The following is a 22,330-nucleotide window of genomic DNA, read 5'->3' on the forward strand; positions in this document are numbered from 1 at the left end:
TCAATTACTTAGGATCACAAATATATTATTGTTCATTTAACCTTTGGAAATATTTATTTACTTCTTCCTTATAGTACGGGTTTAGTTGTGTAGGTACTGCGTGAAGTAGTTCTAATTCCTTTTCTTTTTGCTTTAGGTATTCGGCTATTGAAGGTGGGACTTGTTTTGAGATCTCCTTTGCTTCTTCTCCTTTTCGTTGTTGGTCTAGTTCTTTTTCTCTCATTGCTTTTTCAGCCTTTAACATCCTTGTTAGTATATCTTGCTGGCGTCTGATAGTTTGACGTGTGATACGCTTGTTGACGAGATCAGTTTCAGTTTGTTCCATTTTCTTTACAGCATCGTTTAGGCCGCTTTTTAAGCCATCCTTTCCGTCTTCGCCATTTTGAAGCTTCTCTCCCATTTGTTGTAATTGGTTTCTGAGAGCCTCTTGTTCTGCTGCTAGTTTGGCTAGTTCTTGTGAAAGTTGACGGCCTGACTTCCCACTTTTCTGTAAGTCCTGTATTTTTTGATTAAGTTCTTTTTGTAGCTGTGATAGACTGGGAGCATTTTTAGGTTTTCCTTTTTTACCCTTTTGTGGTTTACCCATTGCTTCAGCCATTTGGGCCATCATTTGTTTAAGCACATCATCAAGTAATAGAGCTAGATTGTTTATTGATGTCATCGCATATTGTTGGCTTACTACAGCTTTAGATTGATGGCGTTCGCGAAGCATTTGTAGACTCTCATTGATGTGTTTATTCATATCAGAGAGTTCTCTAGTCACAAAGCTTTGAATTTGGAAAACTCTTTTGGATAAAGCCAAAAGGCTGTCCTCTATAATCTTTGCGTCATCTTTGAGCTTTAATTGTTGTTGTGATAGTGTAACAAAACGAGGATCACTTTGATTTACACCTCTGAAATCTTTCAGTATTTGTTCTTGATCGAATGATAGTTTTACGAGATTTTCTACAATAGCTCTCAGGTTTTCTAAATTTTCTGACATCTGTTGCATCTCCATACTTTGCTGCATGTCTTGCATTTTTTTAGACATTTGCTGCATCTGTTGGGCAGCGTTCTGTTGTGATTGAGAGGATTTCTTCTTTTTGTTGTCTTCAAGTTGCTCACTGCTTTCCTTTAAGCTTTCGTTGATACTTTGTTCTTCTTGATCAAAGTTTTCAAGTTCTTTGGGGTTTTCAAGCTCCTTATTAAGCTCATCAAGTTTGTCCATTTCTTGAGCTATTTCTTCAAACTCCTTATTTATACTGTCTTGCTTCTCTTTGAGTTCTTCTTTGCTTTTGTTTCCTTCTTGTGTGTCTTTAGCGTTCTGTTCTTGCTCTTGTGCAAGCTTCTCTAAGTCATCAATGACTTCTTCCATTTTGAAGTCAAATTGCATTCGCTTGTACATCTCTATTGCTCGTTCTAATTCTTTCTCCATATTTTCTTCTTTTTGTTGAAGTTGTTCAACAACGTTTTCAAGCTTATCAGGAGAAGTGTTTTCTTGTAGAAGTTTTTGTAATTCTTCGTATAGTTTTTTTGTTTCTTCATCTAATACTTGATCCATCAGCTTTTGGAGTTGAGCGGCTTTTTCCTGGAGCTTTTCATTAGGTTCATTGAATTGCTGTCTTTGTTGATTAGACTGTTTGTTTTGCTGATTAAGTTCTTTTAATTCTTCTTCTAGTTTCTTTTTAGACTCTATTAGATTATCGAGCTTCTTTTTATCCTGCCAATCGAGCTTATTCTTACTTTTTAATTCGTTCTGTATTTGTTTGAGCTCGTTATTTATCCTTTTAGACTCTTCTATTTTCCGTTCAAGATCGGACTTAGTTTTTTCCGCTTTTTGGTCAATTTTGTCGTTGATTTCTCCCTTACTAGGTATTTTAAATGAGTATTTGGCTGATCTACTTGATTTTGCTCCATTGACTCCGTCATTGTCCCATACTTTTAAATAGTACTCGAAGTTTCCAGCTTTTAAGTCCTTGATACTATCTAATTGCAACTGATAGAAGAAGTTTTGAGAGGTTAAAGAACGATCAATTCTGATAGGAATCACTTTCTGTCCATTTGAAGATTCATATATCAAATGGAGTTTTGAGAGCCCGTAATCGTCTTTAATCAATCCGTTCATAATAATGTATGAATGCATTATCGTGTCTTGTAAAATATTCGCACTAATACTTGGGTGTTGGTCCTTGATTACGTCTACCAAAAATGAAATAGAGTCCTTGTTCAGACTATATTGGTTTTGTAACTGAATGCTATAGTTCTCGGTTTCTAGAAACCTATAATTGAATGTAAAGTAGTCTTCAGCTGTTTTTTTCATTTCTGAAGTTGCTTTTCCTATCTGAATACTAGCGTTTTCAGTAGACGACGTTTTGAGCTGCCATTGCACTTCAGTCCCTTCTGGTAAGGTTAGATTTCCGACATTAGATAGTAGTTCATTTTCTCTTTTTATATGTTGCGGGTAGATAAGGTTTGCTTGGAGATTTCGAATGTCTGGGCGGTTAATTAAAGTTAATTTATAGCTAGGGCTAATATAATCAGCAGCTATCAACTTAAATTCGGTGCTAGTCTGTACATTATGAAAAGTATGTTGATAATTATTACTGATGTTTCTAGAAACCTTGAACTTTCGACCATTCTCTTCTAAAAAAACTTCGTTAGGTAGAGTTTTTCCATTAACCTCAATGTTTAGCACGAAATCTTCATTTCGGTAAGCTTCTAGATTGGTATTATTGATTTGAATTTCAAATAATCTTTCAGGCTCAAATTCTTGATTGTATTTGATGATTCTTTCTGTGCTTTCAGTGAAGAATTGAGGTATCAATACAAGAATTCCAATAAATACTACGATCGGAACAGCTAAATATTTGCCAAGTTTTTTGTTATCGTCTTTTTTTATGGATTTGGTAAACTTGAAAACTGAAATCTCATGTGATCTTTGTTCTATGGCTGCATTAACAAGAGAATCATTATGATTTTGGCTATCCAGTTGTAACGTATTTAATAGTTTATCATCTAGATCGGGAAAAAAATCACCAATCTGACGAGCTGCTTCGATGTCTGATAGATTTTCATCGGATTTTAGCCAGTGATAGAATGGTATAGCTACCCAATTGATCAAAGCAAAGCCAAAACCGGTCAGAAGAGCATAAAATAGAATAGTTCTTAAGCTTGAATCTAATCTTAATGAAAACTCTAAAGTCGTAGCTAATAAAAAGACTGTAAGAACGACTCCTAAAAAAATGATTGAATTCTTAATTAGCTGATTGAAGAAGTACTTCTTCTTATATTCTGCTAGGTTTTTCTTGATTATGTTGAATGAATTGCTCAATTCTCTAATATTTCTTGACAGTTTTAAACTTGACATTATGAACAACGTCTTTCCAGCTCATGAAATCATCTAACCCGCTGATATTTCTTTGAGCAATGAAGTAAAACGGTGTTTTCTCTAAAGTAATGTATTTCTTCCCTTTTAATTCTTCTGATATGAAATCAACTCCATTACTTGTCTTGACTTCTACAGTTTTTAGTAGAATATGGTTGTGTTCAGTGTCTTTTTGAATTATAGGTTGATAGTTAAAAGCAGAATTCACATTGAGAATAGAAGTATCACCAGTAACCGTGATTTTGGCCAGATCTATACTGTCCTGTTGACTTTTACTTATTAGTTCTTTTACACGTTCGTTAGTTCTACTATTCAAGATACGATGAGTGTAAAAGAATTCTAAAGAATCAAAATTTCCTTTTAGAATTGCTACGTTTAATAAGGTTTTATTTGACTTAAATACTTGATATTCAGGATATTTATTTGATATTTCTTTATCAAGAAACTTTTTGTGAACGGTTGCATTTGTAAGTTTAGGATGATACTCGATTACATCGAATCCACCATTTAAAAATTCAGAGATTTTATAGTCTTCATTTTTTACAAACCTTATGATTACGTTGTTCCACGTGGAATCTTTTCCTGTTAGGTTACATAATATATCATCGTTAAGCTCTTTTATCCTGTGTGAACCGGTGCCATATATGCTATCAGAGATGATAAGATTAAACTGGGACAGTTTCTGAATCAATAAACTATCTTTTTTACGCATTGAGAATCGTATGGTCAATGAATCTGGGGTGGTAATACCTGTTGGAAAAACACTGTAGTCGTTCTTATTGGTTCTGTACCAATTACTTAATGGGAGCCCGTCAATGTTCATAAATGTATTTTGAACTAAACTGTTATTTAGCTCTTTATCTTCCCATACTTTTCTTAATAGACCAATCACATTATCTGCACTCACCTTTTTGCCAGAGTGTAAATACCTGTTTTTAAGTATAATATCTGTGTATTGATCATTGGTTTTTATTTTGTCTATGAAAGAACTTTGGAAGTGAGCATTACTATCAGCTTTTTGAATGAATTGTTCAAATACTAAATCTACTATTAGTTGTTCCGATTCGTTTGAAACTTTAAGTGGATTGATTGAATGGATATTGTCATAGAAACTGATTCGTAGAGTCCCTATTTGCTCATCTGATTTGTTGTTAGGATGGTCGGATCTATTATTATCTGTGCAGGAATTGAGGATAATTAGAAAAATAAGGTATAACCAAGTCGCTTTCATTTAAATACCAATTTCGTTTTCAAAGTATTCTATTACATTGATTTTCAATAGCTTTTCTTGCTCTACAATATCGAGATGCGGTAGATTTTTAACTAATTTCCAATGAGGCCAACCTTCTTTATCATGTCCGTTTAATTCATAGTACCCGTCCAAACTTAGTACCTTACATATTCCAAGATGAATAAGATCTTGCTTTTCCTCCTTTGAAAACACTTGGTTTCCTCGTCCCAGTTCTTGAACTCCAATAAGAAATAGAACACCATTCAAGTCTCCTGGTTTCTTTCCAATCACTTCTTTAAGGTTTTGAAGTAGGACTTGCCATTTTCTACTTAGATCTAGATCCTTTTTTATCATGCTTATTGTTTGCTGATATCAAATGTGTAATTTGATCAAATATATTTCAGCATTTTGAGATGGTGGTCTACCTAATCGTATATTCATGAAAAAGTACTTCTTTTCTCTTTTTTCTCTAGTTTTTCCAGTCTTATGTGAGTGTTGTGGACGTGTATTACTTCAGCATGAACAGACGTTATGTTTACACTGCTTGAAGGACTTACCGAAAACGAATTATCATTTAGTCGTAAACAACCCTTTAATACTACAACTTAAGTTGGCAGCTAAGATTGATTCGGCCAATGCTTTCCTACATTTTACAAAGAATGGTGTGGCACAGAAGTTATTGCATCGGCTGAAATATAAAGACCAGATAGCTGTGGGAACTGTATTGGGACGTTGGTTTGCTGAAGATATTAAAGATTATGTTTCACGTGAAAACATAGAAATAATAGTGCCTATTCCCCTACATCCATCTAGACGTTTGAAACGTGGCTATAATCAGGCAGAAGTTATTGCAAAAGGCATGAAAGAAATATTAAATCTACCTATTAACAATTTTAGCCTTAGAAGACGTCGAAAATCTCAATCTCAGACTAAAAAGGATAGAGTTCATCGCTGGAAGAACACGAATGACTTGTATTTTCTAGTGAAAGAAGAGTCATTAATAGGAAAGAGAGTCTTGTTGGTGGATGATGTGATTACTACTGGTTCTACAATTACAGGAGCTGTCGAGTTATTAAAATCTGTAGGTACATCTTACGTTTCAATTGCATGTATAGCGACGGGAAAAGGGTTTTAAAAAATATACTTACTAATACATAAGATATTGAAAATACAATTAAAACACTGAAAATAAATTACTTATAACAGTTTTTTGGAAGAGATGTTTATACTTGAGTATTTGCAAGCTTCTAAATCAGATGTTTCATTTATTATTATTCCTGATTCTTTTGATTACTCTATAGGTATTTAATCACTGGGCGATAGCTCTATTGGTTTATTTCCCCAACCTCTGTGTCGAGTAGAAATAAATCCTGAAGATATCCTATACTCTTTGATCAAGGTCCTTGATTCAGAGTCTGTCGAGGACTTTTTTAATCAATCCATCTACGATTTTATTGGGGTCTTTTGAAAACCTATTTCTAGGTCTATTTGCTATGATAGCATTAAGGCTAATCATCTCATGCCCCATCATTTTAGCTAATGCATAGTATCCGGCAGTTTCCATGTCAAAGTTGGTTAGCCAGAAATCATCATGATGAAAACTGAGCATATCATCCATCAAATGACTATTTCTAATGTCTAGTCGAATTTTGCGGCCTTGCGGTGCATAAAAACCAGGGCAGGTTACAGTGTTGCCTTTGTACATATCTTGAGCATACTTGTTTTGAAGACTACGTGACCCTTCTACTATATAAGGCTTTAGAGGTAAATCAAGATATGCTCTGAGTTTATCACCAATAACATTTTCAGCGCCGGATTGACGGAGATTATAAAAAGTCATTAGCGAGTCTAGTCCAACACCATATTCAGATACTAGATGTGTGCCAAGTCGAATATCTTCCTGTAAACTGCCAGAAGTACCGATTCGAATAAGATTGAGTTTTTTTAGTTTTTCTTTGGGCAATCTTGTTTTGAAATCGATGTTAGCCAAAGCATCCAGCTCCGTCATAAAGATCTCTACATTATCTGTCCCCATACCAGAACTCATGACAGTAACTTTTTTGCCTTTGTACTTACCTGAATGCGTGATGAATTCACGTCTATTCATTTCAAAATCGATGGTATCGAAATGTTGACTAACTCTAAATACTCTGCTGGGATCGCCAACGGTAATAATTGTGTCTGCTATATTTTCTGGTTTCAGATTGAGGTGATAGACACTTCCATCTTTGTTAATTATCAGATCTGTTTCAGAAATTGTTGGCATATCAAGTACTGTATTGATCTAAGTTAATCAACTTGATATAAAAAAACCTCGAAGGTTGATCTGTTACTAGATAAACTCAACTTCGAGGTTCTTAAAATGAAATGTTTTGTTCTATTTTTCTACAACAGTGGCTGGGTTACCGAATACAGTTTTACCTTTTTCTACATCAGCAATCACTACAGAACCAGCACCGATGCGAGCATTCTTACCTATTTTCACTCCAGGAATGATCGATACCCCTGTTCCTATGAATGCACCTTCTCCGATTTCCACATTAGCGCTAATGGATGCACCAGCACCTATTTGAACGAAATCTTCAAGTTTGCAATTGTGATCTACTGTCGCCCCACTATGTAGTATGCAGTGATTTCCAATTTCCACACCTGCGCCTACAGTACTTCCCCCATTGAAGAAGTTGCCATGTCCAAGATTAGCAGACTTTGCTACTGATGCTGAAGAATGAAAACCATTGACAGGCATAACTTTACGCTTTTCCTTCAGCATTTTTGCAAGAGATTTTTTCAGTTTATTATCATCACTTGCTACAAAAGCTTCGCATTTCTTGCCGATTAGTTTTATGAATTCATTGTCATCGGTTCTACCAAGTACAGGTATATTATCTATCTCGGTACCAAGTAAACTCTTGTCGTCGTCTAGAAAACCGTATACTATATTACCGTTTGATTCAAAAATTTCAAGTGCAGCTCGTCCGAGTCCGCCTGTTCCAAAAATTAACACTGGGTTGTCCATTCTGCAAAGAAATTAAAGACGCTTCAAGAAATCAAACTTGTTCCAAAGTGGATGATCAATAAGGATGACCACCATCAAAAAAGGCATGTAGTAAACTTTGAATCTAGCCAGAGCTCCTAGATTTGGAATGGAGAATGCTAGAAAGAACGCCATAGAGACTATTAGTATGGTAATTGCAATGAGATCCGCATTGTATCTTACTTTTGTAGATGAAATAAACCTCCAACCAATAATCACTATTAGTAGTAAGTTTTCAATTGCACTCATGATATTTGGAAACCTAAAAACCTCAGGAAATATTGGTCTGAAAACACCGGCTATAGTGAAGTGTATGAAATTCAGGACGTAATTCATGAATTCATTTGATGTATCTACAATAGGAACTTTATTCCAAATTGGTGTACGACTAAGAATGTAATGGTGTGTATTTTGGATTGAGCTCCAGAAATATTCAATAGTCAGATTATAATTTAACCAATACAACATGCCAATAGTAGGTGCTACTAGCATAGCTAAAATAAATGCTGTCTTTCTCCACAAACTATTTTTCAAAAAATCTAATTGTTCTAGACGACGAAATATCAATAGGTAGGCTAGAAGAGGAAGAATAACCGCAAGAATGTAGTACTTCAAATAGACTAAAATTAAAAAAGATAAAAAGTACCATAAGAATTCGTACCATAAGAATTTCTTGTTGGCCCGTAGTTTTATGTAGCCACCCATCAGTACCATTACTGCACCGAAAGCCAAACTTTCCTTTAATATTCCCGATGACCAAAACACTATTGACGGGTAGAAGAGAAAACTAAAAATAGCAGCTTTACTCCAGTCAGGTCTCCATTCAATTACTTGTCTGACTAAATAAGCTGAGCAAATAAAACTGAAGTATGAAAAATAGAAACTAGCCATCCAATAGTCAGTTTTACCGAGGAACAAAATCACTGCTAGTACTCTGTCTAGATATTCGCGCCTTGCATGAAAAGTAGAGTCAACTGATGAAAACATCAGACTCCAAAAGTCACCCCAACCAAATTCGGCAATTCTAGACGCACGCTCATAATAGCCAAAAGTATCTCCCCCATCATATAGCCAGATGTAAAGTAGACCAAGAAGAACCCCACAAATTAATTTGAAGGCCAGTGCTGACATGAAATACACCTTCCATTTCGACTGTTTGATCAATCGATAGAAAAGATATGACAAGTATGAAAGCACTACTGTATTTAAACAGTAGATGAACAGGTGTTTCAAGATTAACGATTGATCAATGAGACCCCAATTTTACAGGAAAGGCACTTCTTTTTCAAGCAAAAATCGTTTTTCAGGCTTATTAGAGATTGACTTTCAAAAGCATTTTGGGCTTTTAGGCCTAGACTGTTCCAGCTATCAATGATATTATTTTTTTCTGGCTTGATACTTTCTAATAATTCAATGGATTTATCCATATATACAGATAGACCAGTTTTTTGTGAATATGCAGCTAAAAGTGGCGCTACTGTATTGATTATTAAGTTGTTTATGCTTGAGGAACCGATACCATGGTTTGATTTTGATGAGAATCGGTCAATGTCATAGTGTGTTTGCCAATAGATCGAAGGTTTTGATTCAAACATTTCTTTAACCTCATCTATCGTATTGAAATTTATAAATTGATCAAAGAATTTGCTATTGTGAATAAAGAATGAGGCAATTTGTGATAGACGAATTGTTGGAAAATTAGCTGGTCGCATACGCATGAATTTCCATTCTACTTTTAACATACCGTAATCCACTAAATTGTACTTCTTAGATAGAAATTGGTATTCATGAATTAGTTCACTAATATATTCGTTATCAGATTCTTTAGGTAAAAATCCAGCTATACCAAAAAGTAATGCTTCAATGTCCCTTTGAGAGGATCTATGTTTTACTAAGATTTTATGAGGAAGTATTTTACTCAGTTTATGAAACGGTTCAGAATTAGTCTTAAAGCCAAAGTTCTTAGCCAAAAGCTGATATGCCGTTTCTTCCCAGGAACCTCTATTCTTTTCAAGTTCATCAAGAATTAAGGTAGATTTTTTTTCAAGTCTAAAAATTCCCGTCTGCTCCATCATAGAAATAATTTCCAACTGACGAATATTTTCTAGTTGATCTTGACAAGGAATAGGTTCAGGGCTTTTAATCAGTTGATTGCATTTATCTAATAGATCACTTTTAACCCTATTTTTTAGTTCAATGACTGGAATCTTCTCACCATTTTGTCTGCTGACATCTAAATCGTGCTCCCACACAATATGCATGATTACGTTATTATACGCTTCATCGTGATGATGTCGATGTCTTTTCCAATCAGATGATCTTAAATGAATTTCTACATGTCCATACCAAGTGATATCATCCACTAATAGTTTGGCATTTAAAAAATCGGGACCAGAGTTTCTATTATACTGACCAAGGGAATATACCTCGACAGACTTGCCTTCTGAAGTACTTAGATTTAGTGGGTCGTATTTCTGAAATTGCCAGATGAAGTGTAGGAAAGATTCTCTCAAGGGTACTGTTTTACTTTGGGCTAAAAGTTATGTTAATTCTACAATTGGTAACTGATGACTTCGGCTTTTATCAATATTAAGCATTTGTTCAAGAAGACCTTCTACTTTCTGATCATCAACAAATAACTCAAGATGTTCTTTTCGCAGTAAACCTTTGCTATTCATGTTTTTAAACATTTCGAAAAGGCAATCATAGTAGCCTTCGACATTCAAGAAACCAATAGGAGCATTTACCAGTCCGAGTTGTGCCCATGTCAGAATTTCTGATATTTCTTCGAGTGTTCCCATTCCTCCTGGTAATGCTATAAACGCATCAGAATTTTGTGCCATTATGGTCTTACGCTCATGCATAGACTTAGTAATGATAAGTTCAGTAGCATGTTCGTTAGAAATTTCTATTTCATCTAAAAATTCAGGAATCACTCCCAAAACTTCTCCATTGTTGTCCAAACAACCTTTGGCAACTGCTCCCATTACTCCAGTTTTGGCCCCACCATATACTAGTCGAATTTTACGCGAAGCCAAGGCATTCCCTAATTCAATACCCAATTTTTCAAAAATTGGGTCATTTCCCAATGAAGAGCCACAATAGACACAAATGCTTTTTATCATAGTGTTGAAGTTCAAAATTATTCATGAGTTCTTCAACTATTGAGAGTGAATAAATGACTTAGCTAACTGAAATTTTTTAATTCTAATGAATCGAACAACAGTGAATTGGTGGAGTCCAATGATAAGAATAACTTTGCGGTTGCAATTTTCAGATTATCATGGCGAGAACGCAACTAAAGGAAGAGGAGAAAAGAAGACTTAACAAAGAAAATTTCACAAAGCTATATGGCATATTCAAATACCTATTGCCTTATAAGGGTCTCTTCATATCTGGCCTTGTTTGTTTAGTAATTGGAAGTTTTTTGTTGTTAGCTTTTCCTTATGTAGCTGGGAAACTTATTGATGTAGCTAGTGGTAAAAGTGATTGGTTCATAAAGGACATTAATTCTGTTGCTCTTGGTTTAGTAGTAATTCTATTTCTTCAGAGTATTATTTCTTTTTTAAGAGTTTATCTTTTTGCTCAAGTGAGTGAACGAGCTATGTCAGACGTAAGGTCTCAGCTCTATGAAAAATTGATACATCTTCCAACTGCTTTTTTTGACAAGTATCGAACAGGTGATTTAATGAGTCGTGTATCTTCCGATGTATCTCTATTACAGACTACCTTTTCAACAACTTTAGCTGAGGTAATACGACAGGTAGTAACATTAATTGTTGGAATAGCTGTGATTTTTGCCACCACTCCTTCCTTGAGTGTCTTCATGCTTGCAACATTCCCAATTCTGGTAATTTTCGCAATGGTATTCGGTAAGAGAATCAGGAAATTGTCTCGTGCCTCTCAGGATGAGTTAGCTAAGTCCTCAACTATCGTAGAGGAAACCCTTCAGTCTATTCTTGCAGTGAAGACTTTTACGAATGAAATTTTTGAAAAGGATAGATATAAATCAGCTCTGGATAAAACAGTTGATCTGGCAATCAAAGCTGCGACATTTAGAGCATTTTTCATTTCGTTTATCATTTTTGGAATGTTTGGTGGTATTGTAGCCATCATGTGGTACGGAGCTTATCTATTACAGACAGGTGAAATGTCAGTAGGTGATTTAATATCATTTGTTCTTTATACTACTTTCATTGGTGGTTCGATTGCTGGATTGGGAGATTTATTTGGCCAACTTCAGCGAGCTATTGGTGCGTCTGAGAGAATTTTAGAAGTACATGACGAAGTAATAGAAAATAATTCAGGTGATAGACCAATGACTTCTGACCTTTCTGCAAGTATTGCTTTTAAAGATTTGAACTTTGCATATCCAGGAAGAAAGGAAATTAGTGTACTCAAAAACTTGAATCTTGAAATAAAAGCGGGAGAAAAAGTAGCATTGATTGGTAAAAGCGGTGCTGGTAAATCTACTATTTCTCAACTTCTGATGAGATTGTATGATGGATACACTGGAGAGATTACTATAGATGGTCAAGAGGTTTCTAGTTATAATTTGAAATCTTATCGACAAAATATTGGTGTCGTACCTCAGGAAATTATTCTATTTGGAGGATCGATTAGAGAAAATATCGTTTATGGTAAACCAGATGCTACAGAAGAAGAGGTTAGAGAGGCAGCTAAGCAATCTAACGCCCTTGAATTTATAGAGTCTTTCCCAGAAGGCTTTGATACGCTAGTCGGAGAAAGAGGGGTAAAACTATCCGGTGGTCAACGTCAGCGAATAGCGATTGCAAGAACAATATTGAAGAATCCGACGATCTTAATTTTAGACGAGGCTACTAGTTCTCTTGATGCTGAGTCTGAAAGCCTAGTTCAAGAAGCTCTGAATGAGTTGATGAAAAATAGAACCACTTTGGTCATTGCTCACAGGTTAGCAACAATTAAGGAAGTAGATCGAATATTTGTATTGGAAAATGGACAAGTTGTGGAGTCTGGGTCACATCAAGAGCTTTTGGCATTAGATAATAGCAAGTACACTCATATGGTGAATCTACAGTTGGTAAGCTAGATTTTTTATTCATCAACTTACTTATCTCATGGAACTGAGATCAGGCTCCCCATTAAGATCTATCTAATTACAAATTTTATTCTCTCAGTCTGTTTAAGAAAACTAACTCTTGCAACATACATTCCTATTTGAAGATTTTGAACATCGATAGATGTTAAGAGATTTTCTGTTTGTAATGAGCTTAGCATGTTTCCAGACATATCAATTATTTCGATTTGAATTCCTTCTTTGTTCGATTCAATTGTAAGAATTCCATTGTCGATTGGGTTTGGAAAAAGCCTAACAGCTAGATCACTTTCCACAGATTTATTGATTTTTAAATAGTGAATACCTCCAGTAATATTTCCAATGCCAATGTAAGTCTCGCCATCTTTTTTAAATGTTGACGGAAAAGATTTCATTCCAAAGTACGGTGAGTATTTTTCTTTCTTTTCACTAGTACTTTTTATTTCAAATACAGTTGAGTTCTCCAGGTTATTTTTAAAATCATAGTAAACAGAAAGTTTCCCTGTCTGTCTTGTTTCTATGAGGTCATCTTTGAAATCACCATTCACATCACCTATTGCAATTGAGGCTCCAAAGTATTCTAGCTCTGTAGGTGTTTGTAGGATATTCAATTTATCTTGAATAAAACTCATAGATTCATTTGTACCAGTATTTCTAAAAAAGTTGATTTCTCCAAAACGATTGACATGAAGTACATCAAGCTTTCCATTTTGATCATAATCGTAGAGAATTGCTTGGTCCATGTCCTCCAAATCGATTTTAACATTTAAAGTGTTATTGATATCTAGTTTTCCCGATTCGTTGATTATAATAGATAATTCATTGTTAGCGCCATTCTTTGATGTAAACACCAGATCTATCAGTCCATCACTGTTTATGTCAATGAATTGAGGTCGAATATTTAGTCTATTTGATTTTGAAAAATCAAGGTAATCATCGGTCACATATTCAAAATCAGTTCCTCTATTTCTATATAAAGTGAGTGAAGATTTAAAAGCTCCTTCTATCATCGACCCATAGTTTCCTAAGACTAAATCTATATTTCCATCATTATCTATGTCTACCCATGATGGATAAGAGTATTCTCCGACATCTATCATTTCATTTTGGAGGAAAGGATTAAGTTTTCCGTTTCTATATACTATTGATGAATTCTTAAAGTCTATGCTTTCTTTACTTTCTGGTTCATTTATCGAGATTACGATGTCTTTTACACCATCAAAATCTGTGTCTAGATTATATGCAGCAGGAAAGGATGTCAAATTCAAAAGAGATTTGAAGCTTGGAAAAGAGCTATCATAGCTATTGAATAAAGGAACCAGATTCGTTCCTTTATTTTCTAGGAAACTAAGGCTTTTACAGCCTTCCTGACTAATGACTAAGTCCATATCTCCGTCATCGTCATGGTCAAAAGCCATCATAGTTTTCCCTAGAACATGCAATACTCTTGTACTATTATGACAAGTCGTGCCTTCGAACGCAAATTCCTCGCATTCACAAGCATCAATTTGACCGTATTGCTGACTGATTCTTTCTAAATCCATTCCACATCCAGTTGATTTGTTTTCATGGTATTGAATAAAGTCTCCTTTTGCAAAGTCAAAGAATAACATATCTAGGTCACCATCTCCATCCATATCTTCAATGACTGGTACATCAGTTGGGTTAAAAAAAACATTAATTGTTGTTTTAAAGCCTTGAGTTTTAATAGGGTCTAAAACTGACTCATAGGTAAGTTTGCCATTTTCAGTAATGGCTTCCAATAAGCGAACACCTGAATTTGTGTAAGTGAAAATGTCTTTGTGACCGTCACAATTATAATCTCTCATTACTACCCAGTGCTCGATATTTGGAAAATTAGCGGAGAGGAAGGGATTTAATACGTATTGGTCTTCGATATTCTCAAAAGTTATAATTGAGTAAGATGATCTATCAAATACTACTAGGTCGAGGTCTCCATCTAAATCAAGGTCTGCAGTATTAAATTGCCCGCTGTTTATTCCTCCAGCCCAAGCATGAGAGAGAGATTTAGAGTTTTTTATCACACTAGGAAAAATAAACTCCCCCGTCAGTTGAGCTGACAAATGAAAGATTAAGCCTTGAACTATTGAAAGGGTAAAGAATAACTTTCTCATCTTTTTATCAACATCTTCATCTCGCCAATCTATACATTTCGATATCGAAAACTTGGGCTAATCCATATATTTGCGAATCTCTGACAATAAAAAGCTAGTATTTTGAAACTATCTATTGCTGAACTATATAATTCTTTCATGGAAAGTACAGGTGTATGCACAGATACCCGAAGTCTCCAACATGGACAGATTTTCTTTGCGTTGAAAGGTCCTAACTTTAATGGTAACGCATATGCTGAGAAAGCCGTGAGTGAAGGTGCTTTGCTAGCAGTGATAGATGAAGTTAATTTTGAAAGTAGTGATCGTTTTGTTTTAGTAGATAATGTTCTTGAAACACTTCAATTATTAGCAAATTATCACCGAAAGCAGTTTAGTATCCCATTTTTTGGAATAACAGGATCTAATGGTAAAACAACAACCAAGGAGATTACTGCTCGAGTACTTTCTAAAAAATATAAGGTTCATTACACCCAAGGAAATCTCAATAACCATATAGGTGTTCCATTGACGTTGCTAAGTATACCAGAAGATACTGAGTTTGCGATTATTGAAATGGGAGCCAACCATGTTGGTGATATAGCTGAACTTTGTTCTATTGCTGAGCCAACTCATGGGTTGATTACCAATATTGGTGATGCGCATATTGGTGAGTTTGGAGGTAAAGAGAATTTAATTCGTGGTAAAAGCGAACTTTTTGATTTTTTGCGTCTCAATGATGGTATCCCTTTCATTAATACAGAAGATACTGTTCTCAATAATATGTCAAAGAGGTTTGCCAATAGTATCAGCTACCCAAATGCTAATAGTACTTTTAAGAGTGCAGTTCCTTTTGTTCATTACCGTGATATAAATGGAAAGGAACATAGGACTGAAATGATTGGTGCTTACAATTTCTTAAATATTGCAGCGGCAGCGACTATTGGAAATTATTTTGGTGTAGACTATCCATATGATGAGATAGATAAATACCTGCCTGACAATAATCGCTCTCAAGTAATTGATTTAGGAAGCAATAAAATAGTTCTAGATGCATATAATGCGAATCCATCTTCGATGATTGCAGCACTTGAAAACCTTGAAACAATGTCAGGTGTTACCAAAATAGCTCTCCTCGGAGAAATGAAAGAGCTTGGTGAATATACCGCTCTTGAACATCGCAAGATTGTAGAATTAGCCCATGAAAAAGGTATTGATGCATATTGGGTAGGTCGAAATTATGCTGATATAGTAGATGAAAATGGAAAAAGTTTTGAAAAGGTAGAAAAGTTGATTGCTCACTTTGAAGAAAACCCGTTAAAAGAAGCTACCGTACTGATTAAAGGTTCGCGAAGTACCAAAATGGAAAAACTCACTCAATCAAAACAAATATGGATTTAAACACTCCAATCCAGTTCCTAAAACATCTAAAAGTTAACAACAATAAAGATTGGTTTGAAGAAAATCGGAAGACCTATGAAACTTCAAGGAAGATATTTCTAGAGCTTTCACAAAGTCTTATTGACGGAATTTCAAAATTCGATCCAGAGCTTGAAGGAATAGAATCAAAAAAGTGTATTTATAGAATCAATAGGGATATCCGTTTTAGTAAAGACAAAACCCCATACAAGACCAATTTTGGTTCGCATTTTGGCCGTGATGCTAAGAAAACAGTTGGTACTGGGTATTATATACACATTTCACCAGGAGAAAACTTTATTGGTGGGGGGATATATATGCCACAGCCTGAAATGTTGGCAGCTATTCGCCAAGAGATAGATTACAATCCTGATCAGCTTATAAGGCTTATTGAATCTTCTGACTTCAAAAATAATTTTGGAGAAGTTCGAGGAGAAGCGTTGAAAACTGCACCAAAAGGATATCCAAAAGATCACCCAAATATAGAGTTGTTGAGGTTAAAGAGTTTTTATGTTTTGAAATCATTTACAGATGAAGAACTAGTAGACGATAGTTTTATAGATACAGCAGTTGCAATTTATCAAGAGGTCAAAAAGTTTAATGATTATCTTCAGATGGCAATCGACTAACTTTCAGAGCCTTGACAGATAAAGTAAAAATTATTTCAAAATATTAGCTCAAAGGTGTTGCAATTGCATTTTCAATTTCTATTTTTGCAATCCCAAAACAAACAAACGCCTCGGCAGATGTTTAAGGGCTCTTAGCTCAGCTGGTTCAGAGCACCTGCCTTACAAGCAGGGGGTCACTGGTTCGAATCCAGTAGGGCCCACAAAAGACAGTCAGAAATGACTGTCTTTTTTTTTGATTTAGTTTAGAATCGACATTTTAGATGCTCGATTCAACAGCCGAATAATTCAACCTAAAGAGCTATCGCACTGCGAAAAATTAATTCGGCTTTTCTAATTAGTAGCCTGTTCAGTTTTGAGAAAATATAATTCGAAGTTCTAATGAAGCTTTGCGATCTGTTAACCTTAAGAAACTCCATAAAATTTTCACTAGTAGTTGTGCTTTCCATTCTTTCACATGAAAAGTTGTGTACAGCCGAAAGTTTGATTTATGATCCAATACTGGATGATAACTTGCTCTATGAACCCGATGAACAAGCTTGTCTTTTCAGAGAGCAAATCTTTGAAATAGAAGATGAGTTATTGAATATGACCAAAACGTATCGATTCAACGGTACCGTTTTAATTGGGTATAAAAACAAGGTGGTTTTCGAAAAGACATATGGCTATGCTAACCCGATCAATAAATCCAAACTTACTTTAGACCACAGGTTTGAATTAGCATCAGTTAGTAAACAGTTTACAGCTGTTGCTGTCTTGAATTTGGTACAGCAGGGTCTCGTTCATCTTGACTCATCAGTTTCAAAATATATTTCCGGTTTTAGGTTTGAAAATATTACAGTCAGGCATCTGCTGAATCACCGTTCAGGCTTGTGGAATTATATGTATTTGGTTGAGAAATATTGGTCGGATAGTATTCCTCCTACAAACAAGGATGTGATTGATTTAATTAATCAATATGAAAATAGATTGAACTTCTCACCTGGAACAAGATTTAACTATAGTAATACAGGGTATGCGGTTTTAGCTAGTTTAGTTGAGTCCGTGTCTTGCCAGACTTTTGAAGGTTATTTCAAACATGAAGTATTATATCCACTTGGTCTTACGAATGTTCGAACCTTTAAAGATCTCAGAGATTCCTTAGACCTTTCTGGTTATCAACCTTATCGATATACTTATTTAGCGATTCCGCCGAGTCAATTCAATCGGGTATTAGGAGATAAGGGAGTTTATTCTACCGCTGATGATTTGTTTGAATGGCTCATAGCTATTCAAAATTATTCGTTGTTGAATGAAGATATTAGTGTTAAGCTTTTGAATGCGGATAACGGAAAATATGCAATGGGCTTTAGAAATTCATACGTAAATGAATATCTCAAAGTTTATCATAATGGTCTTTGGGATGGGTTTAGAAATGGCGTAAGCTATTTTCCTGATTTGGGTCTTTCTATTATTGTTTTAAGTCATACACAGTGTAAAGGAAAAACCAGAATTCAGAATTTTATTCAAAATAGATTGGTTCAGTCATTTTTAGGAGAGAGTTGACAATTGACTACCCTTTCAAAAAAATCCTAACCTTCTTTCTGAGGCTGTCTTTTTCCCTTTTAATGACCAAGTTTTTGTGGACATGAGGATACATTTCCATTACAGCACCCATACCATAGCCTAACTTGACTGCAATTTGATTGCAGTAGTCGATTTCAGCATTGAATATTTCGTCATCAGCTTTCATCAATTGAATTACACTGAATAGAAATTCAAATTTTTCGTCTTCAGATAAGGAATTCAAATCCCCTATTGAACCAGGGTGATCTATGATTTCTTGAATTTCTTTGTCATCCAAATGATTAGCTCGACCAACACGAAAAATAACGTTGAGTTCAGCCTCATCGATTTTATCATCACTCTTTGCGAGTTGTGCCAGTGCGGATAGTTGTTGTCGAACCATACAAGTAAGTTAGTAGCCTATTGACTCTTTTAAAAGCGACGCGAAGTTAAATTCTATTTTCAGTTTGACCTATAAACTACAGTTGAAGTAGATTTTCTCACAACTTGGTGAGAAATAGGAAAACATCTTCTACTAGCTGTAGCTTTACTTTTTCATTACTGATTTCACGGATGATGTAAGGGATTCCAAACTCGTCACCGTCATTAACTATGCTTAATGTGTCACCTTGTACTTTCCAATTGATACTGTGACTAAGTGTATCTGAACCAAAAATACATCCTTCATATCCATAAGCATTGATCGTCAATTTTTCTTCATTGAAAATCATTTTGCCATTCATAGTATAATTAATTGAAGGGTCTACTGACTGTCCTTTTTCAGGCTTTGTTACCCACTGGACGTTCCACTCACCCAATAAATCTTGTCTTTCTAGGTTTTCTAGAGTTACCTCTTTTTTGGACTGACAGCTTATGATAGTAAATACCAAGAGAATGATAGCGATTGAATTTGTTTTCATGGGTTTGAATTTTTGAACAGCCTAAAATAATAGCTTCTTTACTTTTAGCAAAAGCTTAATGCGATGCTTCGAAAATTAATTGAAGACTAAAGTCTGCCTATTCTTTTTATTACGGGTGCATGCTTCTAACTTTGCGCAATTTTGAACATTCGGTAAAAGAAAAAATTATCACCCCTCATGCCAAAAGATAATAGCATAAAATCAGTCCTAATCATCGGTAGTGGTCCTATCGTTATTGGTCAAGCATGTGAATTTGACTACTCAGGTTCACAAGCAGCGAGATCTTTGAGAGAAGAAGGGATCGAAGTGACTTTGATCAATTCCAATCCAGCCACAATCATGACCGACGAAGTCACAGCAGACAATATTTACTTGAAGCCGTTGACTAAACAGTCGATCAGAGAAATTCTCGAGAAGCACGATATTGACGCTGTACTACCTACCATGGGTGGTCAAACTGCATTGAATCTTGCGATGGATTGTGACAAAGCGGGAATCTGGAAAAAGCATAACGTCAGAGTCATCGGGTCAAATTTTGACGCAATAGAAACCACTGAGGACCGTGAGAAGTTTAGACAAAAAATGCTTGAAATCGGAGTTGGTGTTTGTAAAGGACGTACAGCTACTTCGTTTCTTGAGGGTAAAGAGATAGCACAGGAAATAGGTTTTCCATTGATCATTAGATCATCATATACACTTGGTGGAGCAGGTGGTGGATTCGTAGAGAATCCAGAAGACTTTGATAAGGCCTTGAATGCTGGTCTTCATGCTTCTCCAGTTCATGAAGTTTTGATTGAGCAAAGTATTCTTGGGTGGAAAGAGTACGAGCTAGAAATCATGAGAGATAGTATAGGAAACTTCATCGTGATTTGTTCGATAGAAAACTTCGACCCGATGGGGGTTCACACAGGGGATTCTATTACCGTTGCTCCAGCAATGACACTTCCAGATACGGTTTATCAGGAAATGAGAAACCAAGCGATCAAGATGATTAGCAGTATTGGAGAATTTGCCGGAGGGTGTAATGTTCAATTTTCTGTTCATCCGTCAACGGATGAAATTATTGGCATTGAGATTAACCCTAGAGTGTCACGTTCTTCAGCACTTGCTTCAAAAGCTACTGGATATCCAATCGCTAAAATCGCTGCTAAGCTGGCAATCGGCTATAACCTAGATGAGTTAAGTAACCAAATTACCAAAAATACTTCTGCATTCTTTGAGCCTACAATTGACTACGTAATCGTAAAGGTTCCAAGATGGAATTTTGACAAATTCAAGGGAGCTGATAAGCACCTTGGTTTATCTATGAAGGCTGTAGGTGAGGCAATGGGTATTGGTAGAAACTTCCAAGAAGCTCTCCAAAAAGCATGTCAGTCTCTTGAAATTAAGAGAAATGGCTTGGGAGCCGATGGAAGAGAGTTAAAAAGCCATGATGAATTGACCTACAGTTTGAAGCACCCAAGTTGGGATAGATTATTCCATGTATATGATGCCTTCAAATTAGGAATTCCATTTAAAACAATTCACAATCTTACTAAAATAGACCCTTGGTTTTTACACCAAATTGAGGAGCTCATTCTTTTAGAGAAAGAATTCAATAAGTATACTTTAGATAATTTCCCTAAAGATCTGATGCTGAAAGCTAAGAAGAAGGGATATTGTGATAGACAAATAGCCCATCTATTGGGTTGTTTAGAAAGTCAAGTATTTGCGAAAAGGCAAGAACTCGGTGTCAATAGAGTATATAAACTAGTAGATACGTGTGCTGCTGAATTTGAAGCGAAAACACCTTACTACTATTCTTGTTTCGAAGACGAAAATGAATCAGTAGTATCTGAAAAGAAAAAAATTATTGTTCTCGGATCAGGCCCAAACAGAATTGGACAAGGTATTGAATTTGACTATTCATGTGTACATGGAATCTTAGCAGCTAAAGAAGCTGGTTATGAAACCATCATGATCAACTGTAATCCTGAGACTGTTTCTACTGATTTTGATGTAGCGGATAAGCTTTATTTCGAGCCAGTATTCTGGGAGCACATTTATGAAATCATCCTTCATGAAAAACCAGAAGGCGTGATCGTTCAGCTTGGTGGTCAAACTGCATTGAAGTTGGCTGAGAAACTGGAGAAGTATGGAATCAACATAATAGGAACTAGCTTCAAAGCACTTGATTTGGCAGAGGATAGAGGTTCATTTTCTACACTATTGAAAGACAATGACATTCCTTATCCTAAGTTTGGTGTGATTGAATCTGCTGATGAGGCATTAGATTTAGCAAAAGAGCTTGGTTTCCCATTGTTGGTAAGACCTTCTTACGTATTAGGAGGTCAAGGAATGAAAATAGTGATCAATGAAGATGAACTAGAAGCGCATGTTGTAGAACTGTTCAATGCTATACCTGGCAATAGAGTAATGCTTGATCATTTCCTAGAAGGTGCTTTGGAAGCGGAAGCAGATGCAATATGTGATGGTGAAAATGTTCAAATCATAGGTATCATGCAGCATATCGAGCCAGCTGGAATTCACTCTGGAGATTCATATGCAGTACTTCCTCCTTACAACCTTGGAGATTTAGTTATCAAAAAAATAGAGGCTTATACTAAGAAGATTGCTATAGCTCTTGAGACTAAAGGCTTGATTAATATCCAGTTCGCAGTGAAAGGTGATAATGTTTACATCATTGAAGCGAACCCTAGAGCGTCACGAACAGTTCCGTTTATATGTAAAGCTTACCAGCAACCATATGTAAACTGGGCTACTAAGGTGATGCTTGGTGATAAAAAAGTAACGGATTTCAAATATGATCCTAAGAAAGGTGGTTATGCTATCAAGGAGCCAGTATTCTCATTCAACAAATTCCCGAAAGTAAATAAAGAACTCGGACCAGAAATGAAGTCAACAGGCGAATCTATTTACTTCATTGATGATCTGTTAGATGATTACTTCTTGAAGTTATATGAAGAGCGTAACCTTTACTTGAGTAGATAAGTAAATACAGTT

Annotated in this window: 17 protein-coding genes and 1 tRNA gene; 7 read left to right on the top strand and 11 right to left on the bottom strand. The window is 35.5% G+C overall.

Features of this window, described 5'->3' with window-relative positions:
• Positions 1–25: 25 nt before the first annotated feature.
• From DKG80_RS19480 to DKG80_RS19490, 3 genes are read right to left on the bottom strand one after another with little or no spacing between them, the layout of a single operon-like run.
• Entirely contained in the window at positions 26–3,346 is a 3,321-nt protein-coding gene (locus tag DKG80_RS19480; RefSeq protein WP_109833061.1) for a DUF4175 family protein, read from the bottom strand.
• The gene (locus tag DKG80_RS19485; RefSeq protein WP_109833062.1) at positions 3,315–4,595 is read right to left on the bottom strand and encodes a hypothetical protein; all 1,281 of its coding nucleotides are present in this window, start codon (positions 4,593–4,595) and stop codon (positions 3,315–3,317) included. Before DKG80_RS19485 ends, DKG80_RS19480 begins: the two co-directional genes overlap by 32 nt.
• Entirely contained in the window at positions 4,596–4,949 is a 354-nt protein-coding gene (locus DKG80_RS19490; protein WP_109833063.1) for a hypothetical protein, read from the bottom strand.
• Between the two features lie 85 nt (positions 4,950–5,034).
• On the opposite strand from DKG80_RS19490, the gene DKG80_RS19495 reads away from it, so the two are divergent.
• Complete coding sequence (locus DKG80_RS19495) at positions 5,035–5,730, top strand: ComF family protein (protein ID WP_109833064.1); 696 nt, start codon at positions 5,035–5,037, stop codon at positions 5,728–5,730.
• Between the two features lie 273 nt (positions 5,731–6,003).
• Here DKG80_RS19495 and DKG80_RS19500 read toward each other — a convergent pair whose 3' ends face one another.
• The 5 genes from DKG80_RS19500 to DKG80_RS19520 form a co-directional block, all read right to left on the bottom strand.
• Positions 6,004–6,861, bottom strand: a complete 858-nt coding sequence (locus DKG80_RS19500; RefSeq protein WP_109833065.1) for a nucleoside phosphorylase — start codon at positions 6,859–6,861, stop codon at positions 6,004–6,006.
• A gap of 111 nt (positions 6,862–6,972) precedes the next feature.
• Entirely contained in the window at positions 6,973–7,611 is a 639-nt protein-coding gene (locus DKG80_RS19505) for an acetyltransferase (RefSeq protein WP_109833066.1), read from the bottom strand.
• 12 nt (positions 7,612–7,623) lie between these two features.
• Complete coding sequence (locus DKG80_RS19510; RefSeq protein WP_162556000.1) at positions 7,624–8,862, bottom strand: hypothetical protein; 1,239 nt, start codon at positions 8,860–8,862, stop codon at positions 7,624–7,626.
• A 2-nt stretch (positions 8,863–8,864) separates the two neighbouring features.
• A complete protein-coding gene (locus tag DKG80_RS19515; protein ID WP_109833068.1) occupies positions 8,865–10,142 on the bottom strand; it encodes a DUF2851 family protein in 1,278 nt (425 codons plus the stop codon).
• A 27-nt stretch (positions 10,143–10,169) separates the two neighbouring features.
• Entirely contained in the window at positions 10,170–10,754 is a 585-nt protein-coding gene (locus DKG80_RS19520) for an LOG family protein (RefSeq protein WP_109833069.1), read from the bottom strand.
• A 158-nt stretch (positions 10,755–10,912) separates the two neighbouring features.
• On the opposite strand from DKG80_RS19520, the gene DKG80_RS19525 reads away from it, so the two are divergent.
• Positions 10,913–12,700: an ABC transporter ATP-binding protein gene (locus DKG80_RS19525; RefSeq protein ID WP_109833070.1), complete on the top strand. Its 1,788-nt coding sequence runs from the start codon at positions 10,913–10,915 to the stop codon at positions 12,698–12,700.
• A gap of 59 nt (positions 12,701–12,759) precedes the next feature.
• On the opposite strand, the gene DKG80_RS19530 is transcribed toward DKG80_RS19525, so the two are convergent.
• Positions 12,760–14,841 carry a T9SS type A sorting domain-containing protein gene (locus tag DKG80_RS19530; RefSeq protein ID WP_109833071.1) on the bottom strand — a complete coding sequence of 694 codons (2,082 nt, stop codon included), beginning with the start codon at positions 14,839–14,841 and terminating at the stop codon, positions 12,760–12,762.
• Positions 14,842–14,943: 102 nt separating this feature from the next.
• On the opposite strand from DKG80_RS19530, the gene DKG80_RS19535 reads away from it, so the two are divergent.
• The 4 genes from DKG80_RS19535 to DKG80_RS19550 all read left to right on the top strand — a co-directional run bounded on the left by DKG80_RS19535 (position 14,944) and on the right by DKG80_RS19550 (position 18,407).
• Positions 14,944–16,218: a UDP-N-acetylmuramoyl-tripeptide--D-alanyl-D-alanine ligase gene (locus tag DKG80_RS19535; protein ID WP_245907047.1), complete on the top strand. Its 1,275-nt coding sequence runs from the start codon at positions 14,944–14,946 to the stop codon at positions 16,216–16,218.
• On the top strand, positions 16,209–16,865 hold the full coding sequence (locus tag DKG80_RS19540) for a DUF2461 domain-containing protein (protein WP_109833073.1): 657 nt from the start codon (positions 16,209–16,211) through the stop codon (positions 16,863–16,865). The genes DKG80_RS19535 and DKG80_RS19540 overlap by 10 nt, the downstream gene beginning before the upstream one ends.
• Positions 16,866–16,990: 125 nt before the next feature.
• Positions 16,991–17,065: transfer RNA gene (locus DKG80_RS19545), tRNA-Val, on the top strand.
• A 178-nt stretch (positions 17,066–17,243) separates the two neighbouring features.
• Complete coding sequence (locus tag DKG80_RS19550) at positions 17,244–18,407, top strand: serine hydrolase domain-containing protein (RefSeq protein ID WP_109833074.1); 1,164 nt, start codon at positions 17,244–17,246, stop codon at positions 18,405–18,407.
• A gap of 7 nt (positions 18,408–18,414) precedes the next feature.
• On the opposite strand, the gene DKG80_RS19555 is transcribed toward DKG80_RS19550, so the two are convergent.
• On the bottom strand, positions 18,415–18,810 hold the full coding sequence (locus DKG80_RS19555; protein WP_109833075.1) for a tellurite resistance TerB family protein: 396 nt from the start codon (positions 18,808–18,810) through the stop codon (positions 18,415–18,417).
• A 97-nt stretch (positions 18,811–18,907) separates the two neighbouring features.
• On the bottom strand, positions 18,908–19,327 hold the full coding sequence (locus tag DKG80_RS19560) for a hypothetical protein (RefSeq protein ID WP_109833076.1): 420 nt from the start codon (positions 19,325–19,327) through the stop codon (positions 18,908–18,910).
• Between the two features lie 177 nt (positions 19,328–19,504).
• On the opposite strand from DKG80_RS19560, the gene carB reads away from it, so the two are divergent.
• On the top strand, positions 19,505–22,318 hold the full coding sequence (gene carB / locus DKG80_RS19565) for a carbamoyl-phosphate synthase large subunit (protein WP_109833077.1): 2,814 nt from the start codon (positions 19,505–19,507) through the stop codon (positions 22,316–22,318).
• Positions 22,319–22,330: the final 12 nt, after the last annotated feature.

It is taken from the genome of Reichenbachiella versicolor, from assembly GCF_003171675.1.
GTDB classification, from domain to species: Bacteria; Bacteroidota; Bacteroidia; order Cytophagales; family Cyclobacteriaceae; genus Reichenbachiella; species Reichenbachiella versicolor.

Bases quoted from the DNA above. Each gene is read 5' to 3' on its own strand.
- DKG80_RS19480 (WP_109833061.1), bottom strand. From the start codon at position 3,346: ATGTCAAGTTTAAAACTGTCAAGAAATATTAGAGAATTGAGCAATTCA.
- DKG80_RS19485 (WP_109833062.1), bottom strand. From the start codon at position 4,595: ATGAAAGCGACTTGGTTATACCTTATTTTTCTAATTATCCTCAATTCC.
- DKG80_RS19490 (WP_109833063.1), bottom strand. From the start codon at position 4,949: ATGATAAAAAAGGATCTAGATCTAAGTAGAAAATGGCAAGTCCTACTT.
- DKG80_RS19495 (WP_109833064.1), top strand. From the start codon at position 5,035: ATGAAAAAGTACTTCTTTTCTCTTTTTTCTCTAGTTTTTCCAGTCTTA.
- DKG80_RS19500 (WP_109833065.1), bottom strand. From the start codon at position 6,861: ATGCCAACAATTTCTGAAACAGATCTGATAATTAACAAAGATGGAAGT.
- DKG80_RS19505 (WP_109833066.1), bottom strand. From the start codon at position 7,611: ATGGACAACCCAGTGTTAATTTTTGGAACAGGCGGACTCGGACGAGCT.
- DKG80_RS19520 (WP_109833069.1), bottom strand. From the start codon at position 10,754: ATGATAAAAAGCATTTGTGTCTATTGTGGCTCTTCATTGGGAAATGAC.
- DKG80_RS19525 (WP_109833070.1), top strand. From the start codon at position 10,913: ATGGCGAGAACGCAACTAAAGGAAGAGGAGAAAAGAAGACTTAACAAA.
- DKG80_RS19530 (WP_109833071.1), bottom strand. From the start codon at position 14,841: ATGAGAAAGTTATTCTTTACCCTTTCAATAGTTCAAGGCTTAATCTTT.
- DKG80_RS19540 (WP_109833073.1), top strand. From the start codon at position 16,209: ATGGATTTAAACACTCCAATCCAGTTCCTAAAACATCTAAAAGTTAAC.
- DKG80_RS19550 (WP_109833074.1), top strand. From the start codon at position 17,244: ATGAAGCTTTGCGATCTGTTAACCTTAAGAAACTCCATAAAATTTTCA.
- DKG80_RS19555 (WP_109833075.1), bottom strand. From the start codon at position 18,810: ATGGTTCGACAACAACTATCCGCACTGGCACAACTCGCAAAGAGTGAT.
- DKG80_RS19560 (WP_109833076.1), bottom strand. From the start codon at position 19,327: ATGAAAACAAATTCAATCGCTATCATTCTCTTGGTATTTACTATCATA.
- carB (WP_109833077.1), top strand. From the start codon at position 19,505: ATGCCAAAAGATAATAGCATAAAATCAGTCCTAATCATCGGTAGTGGT.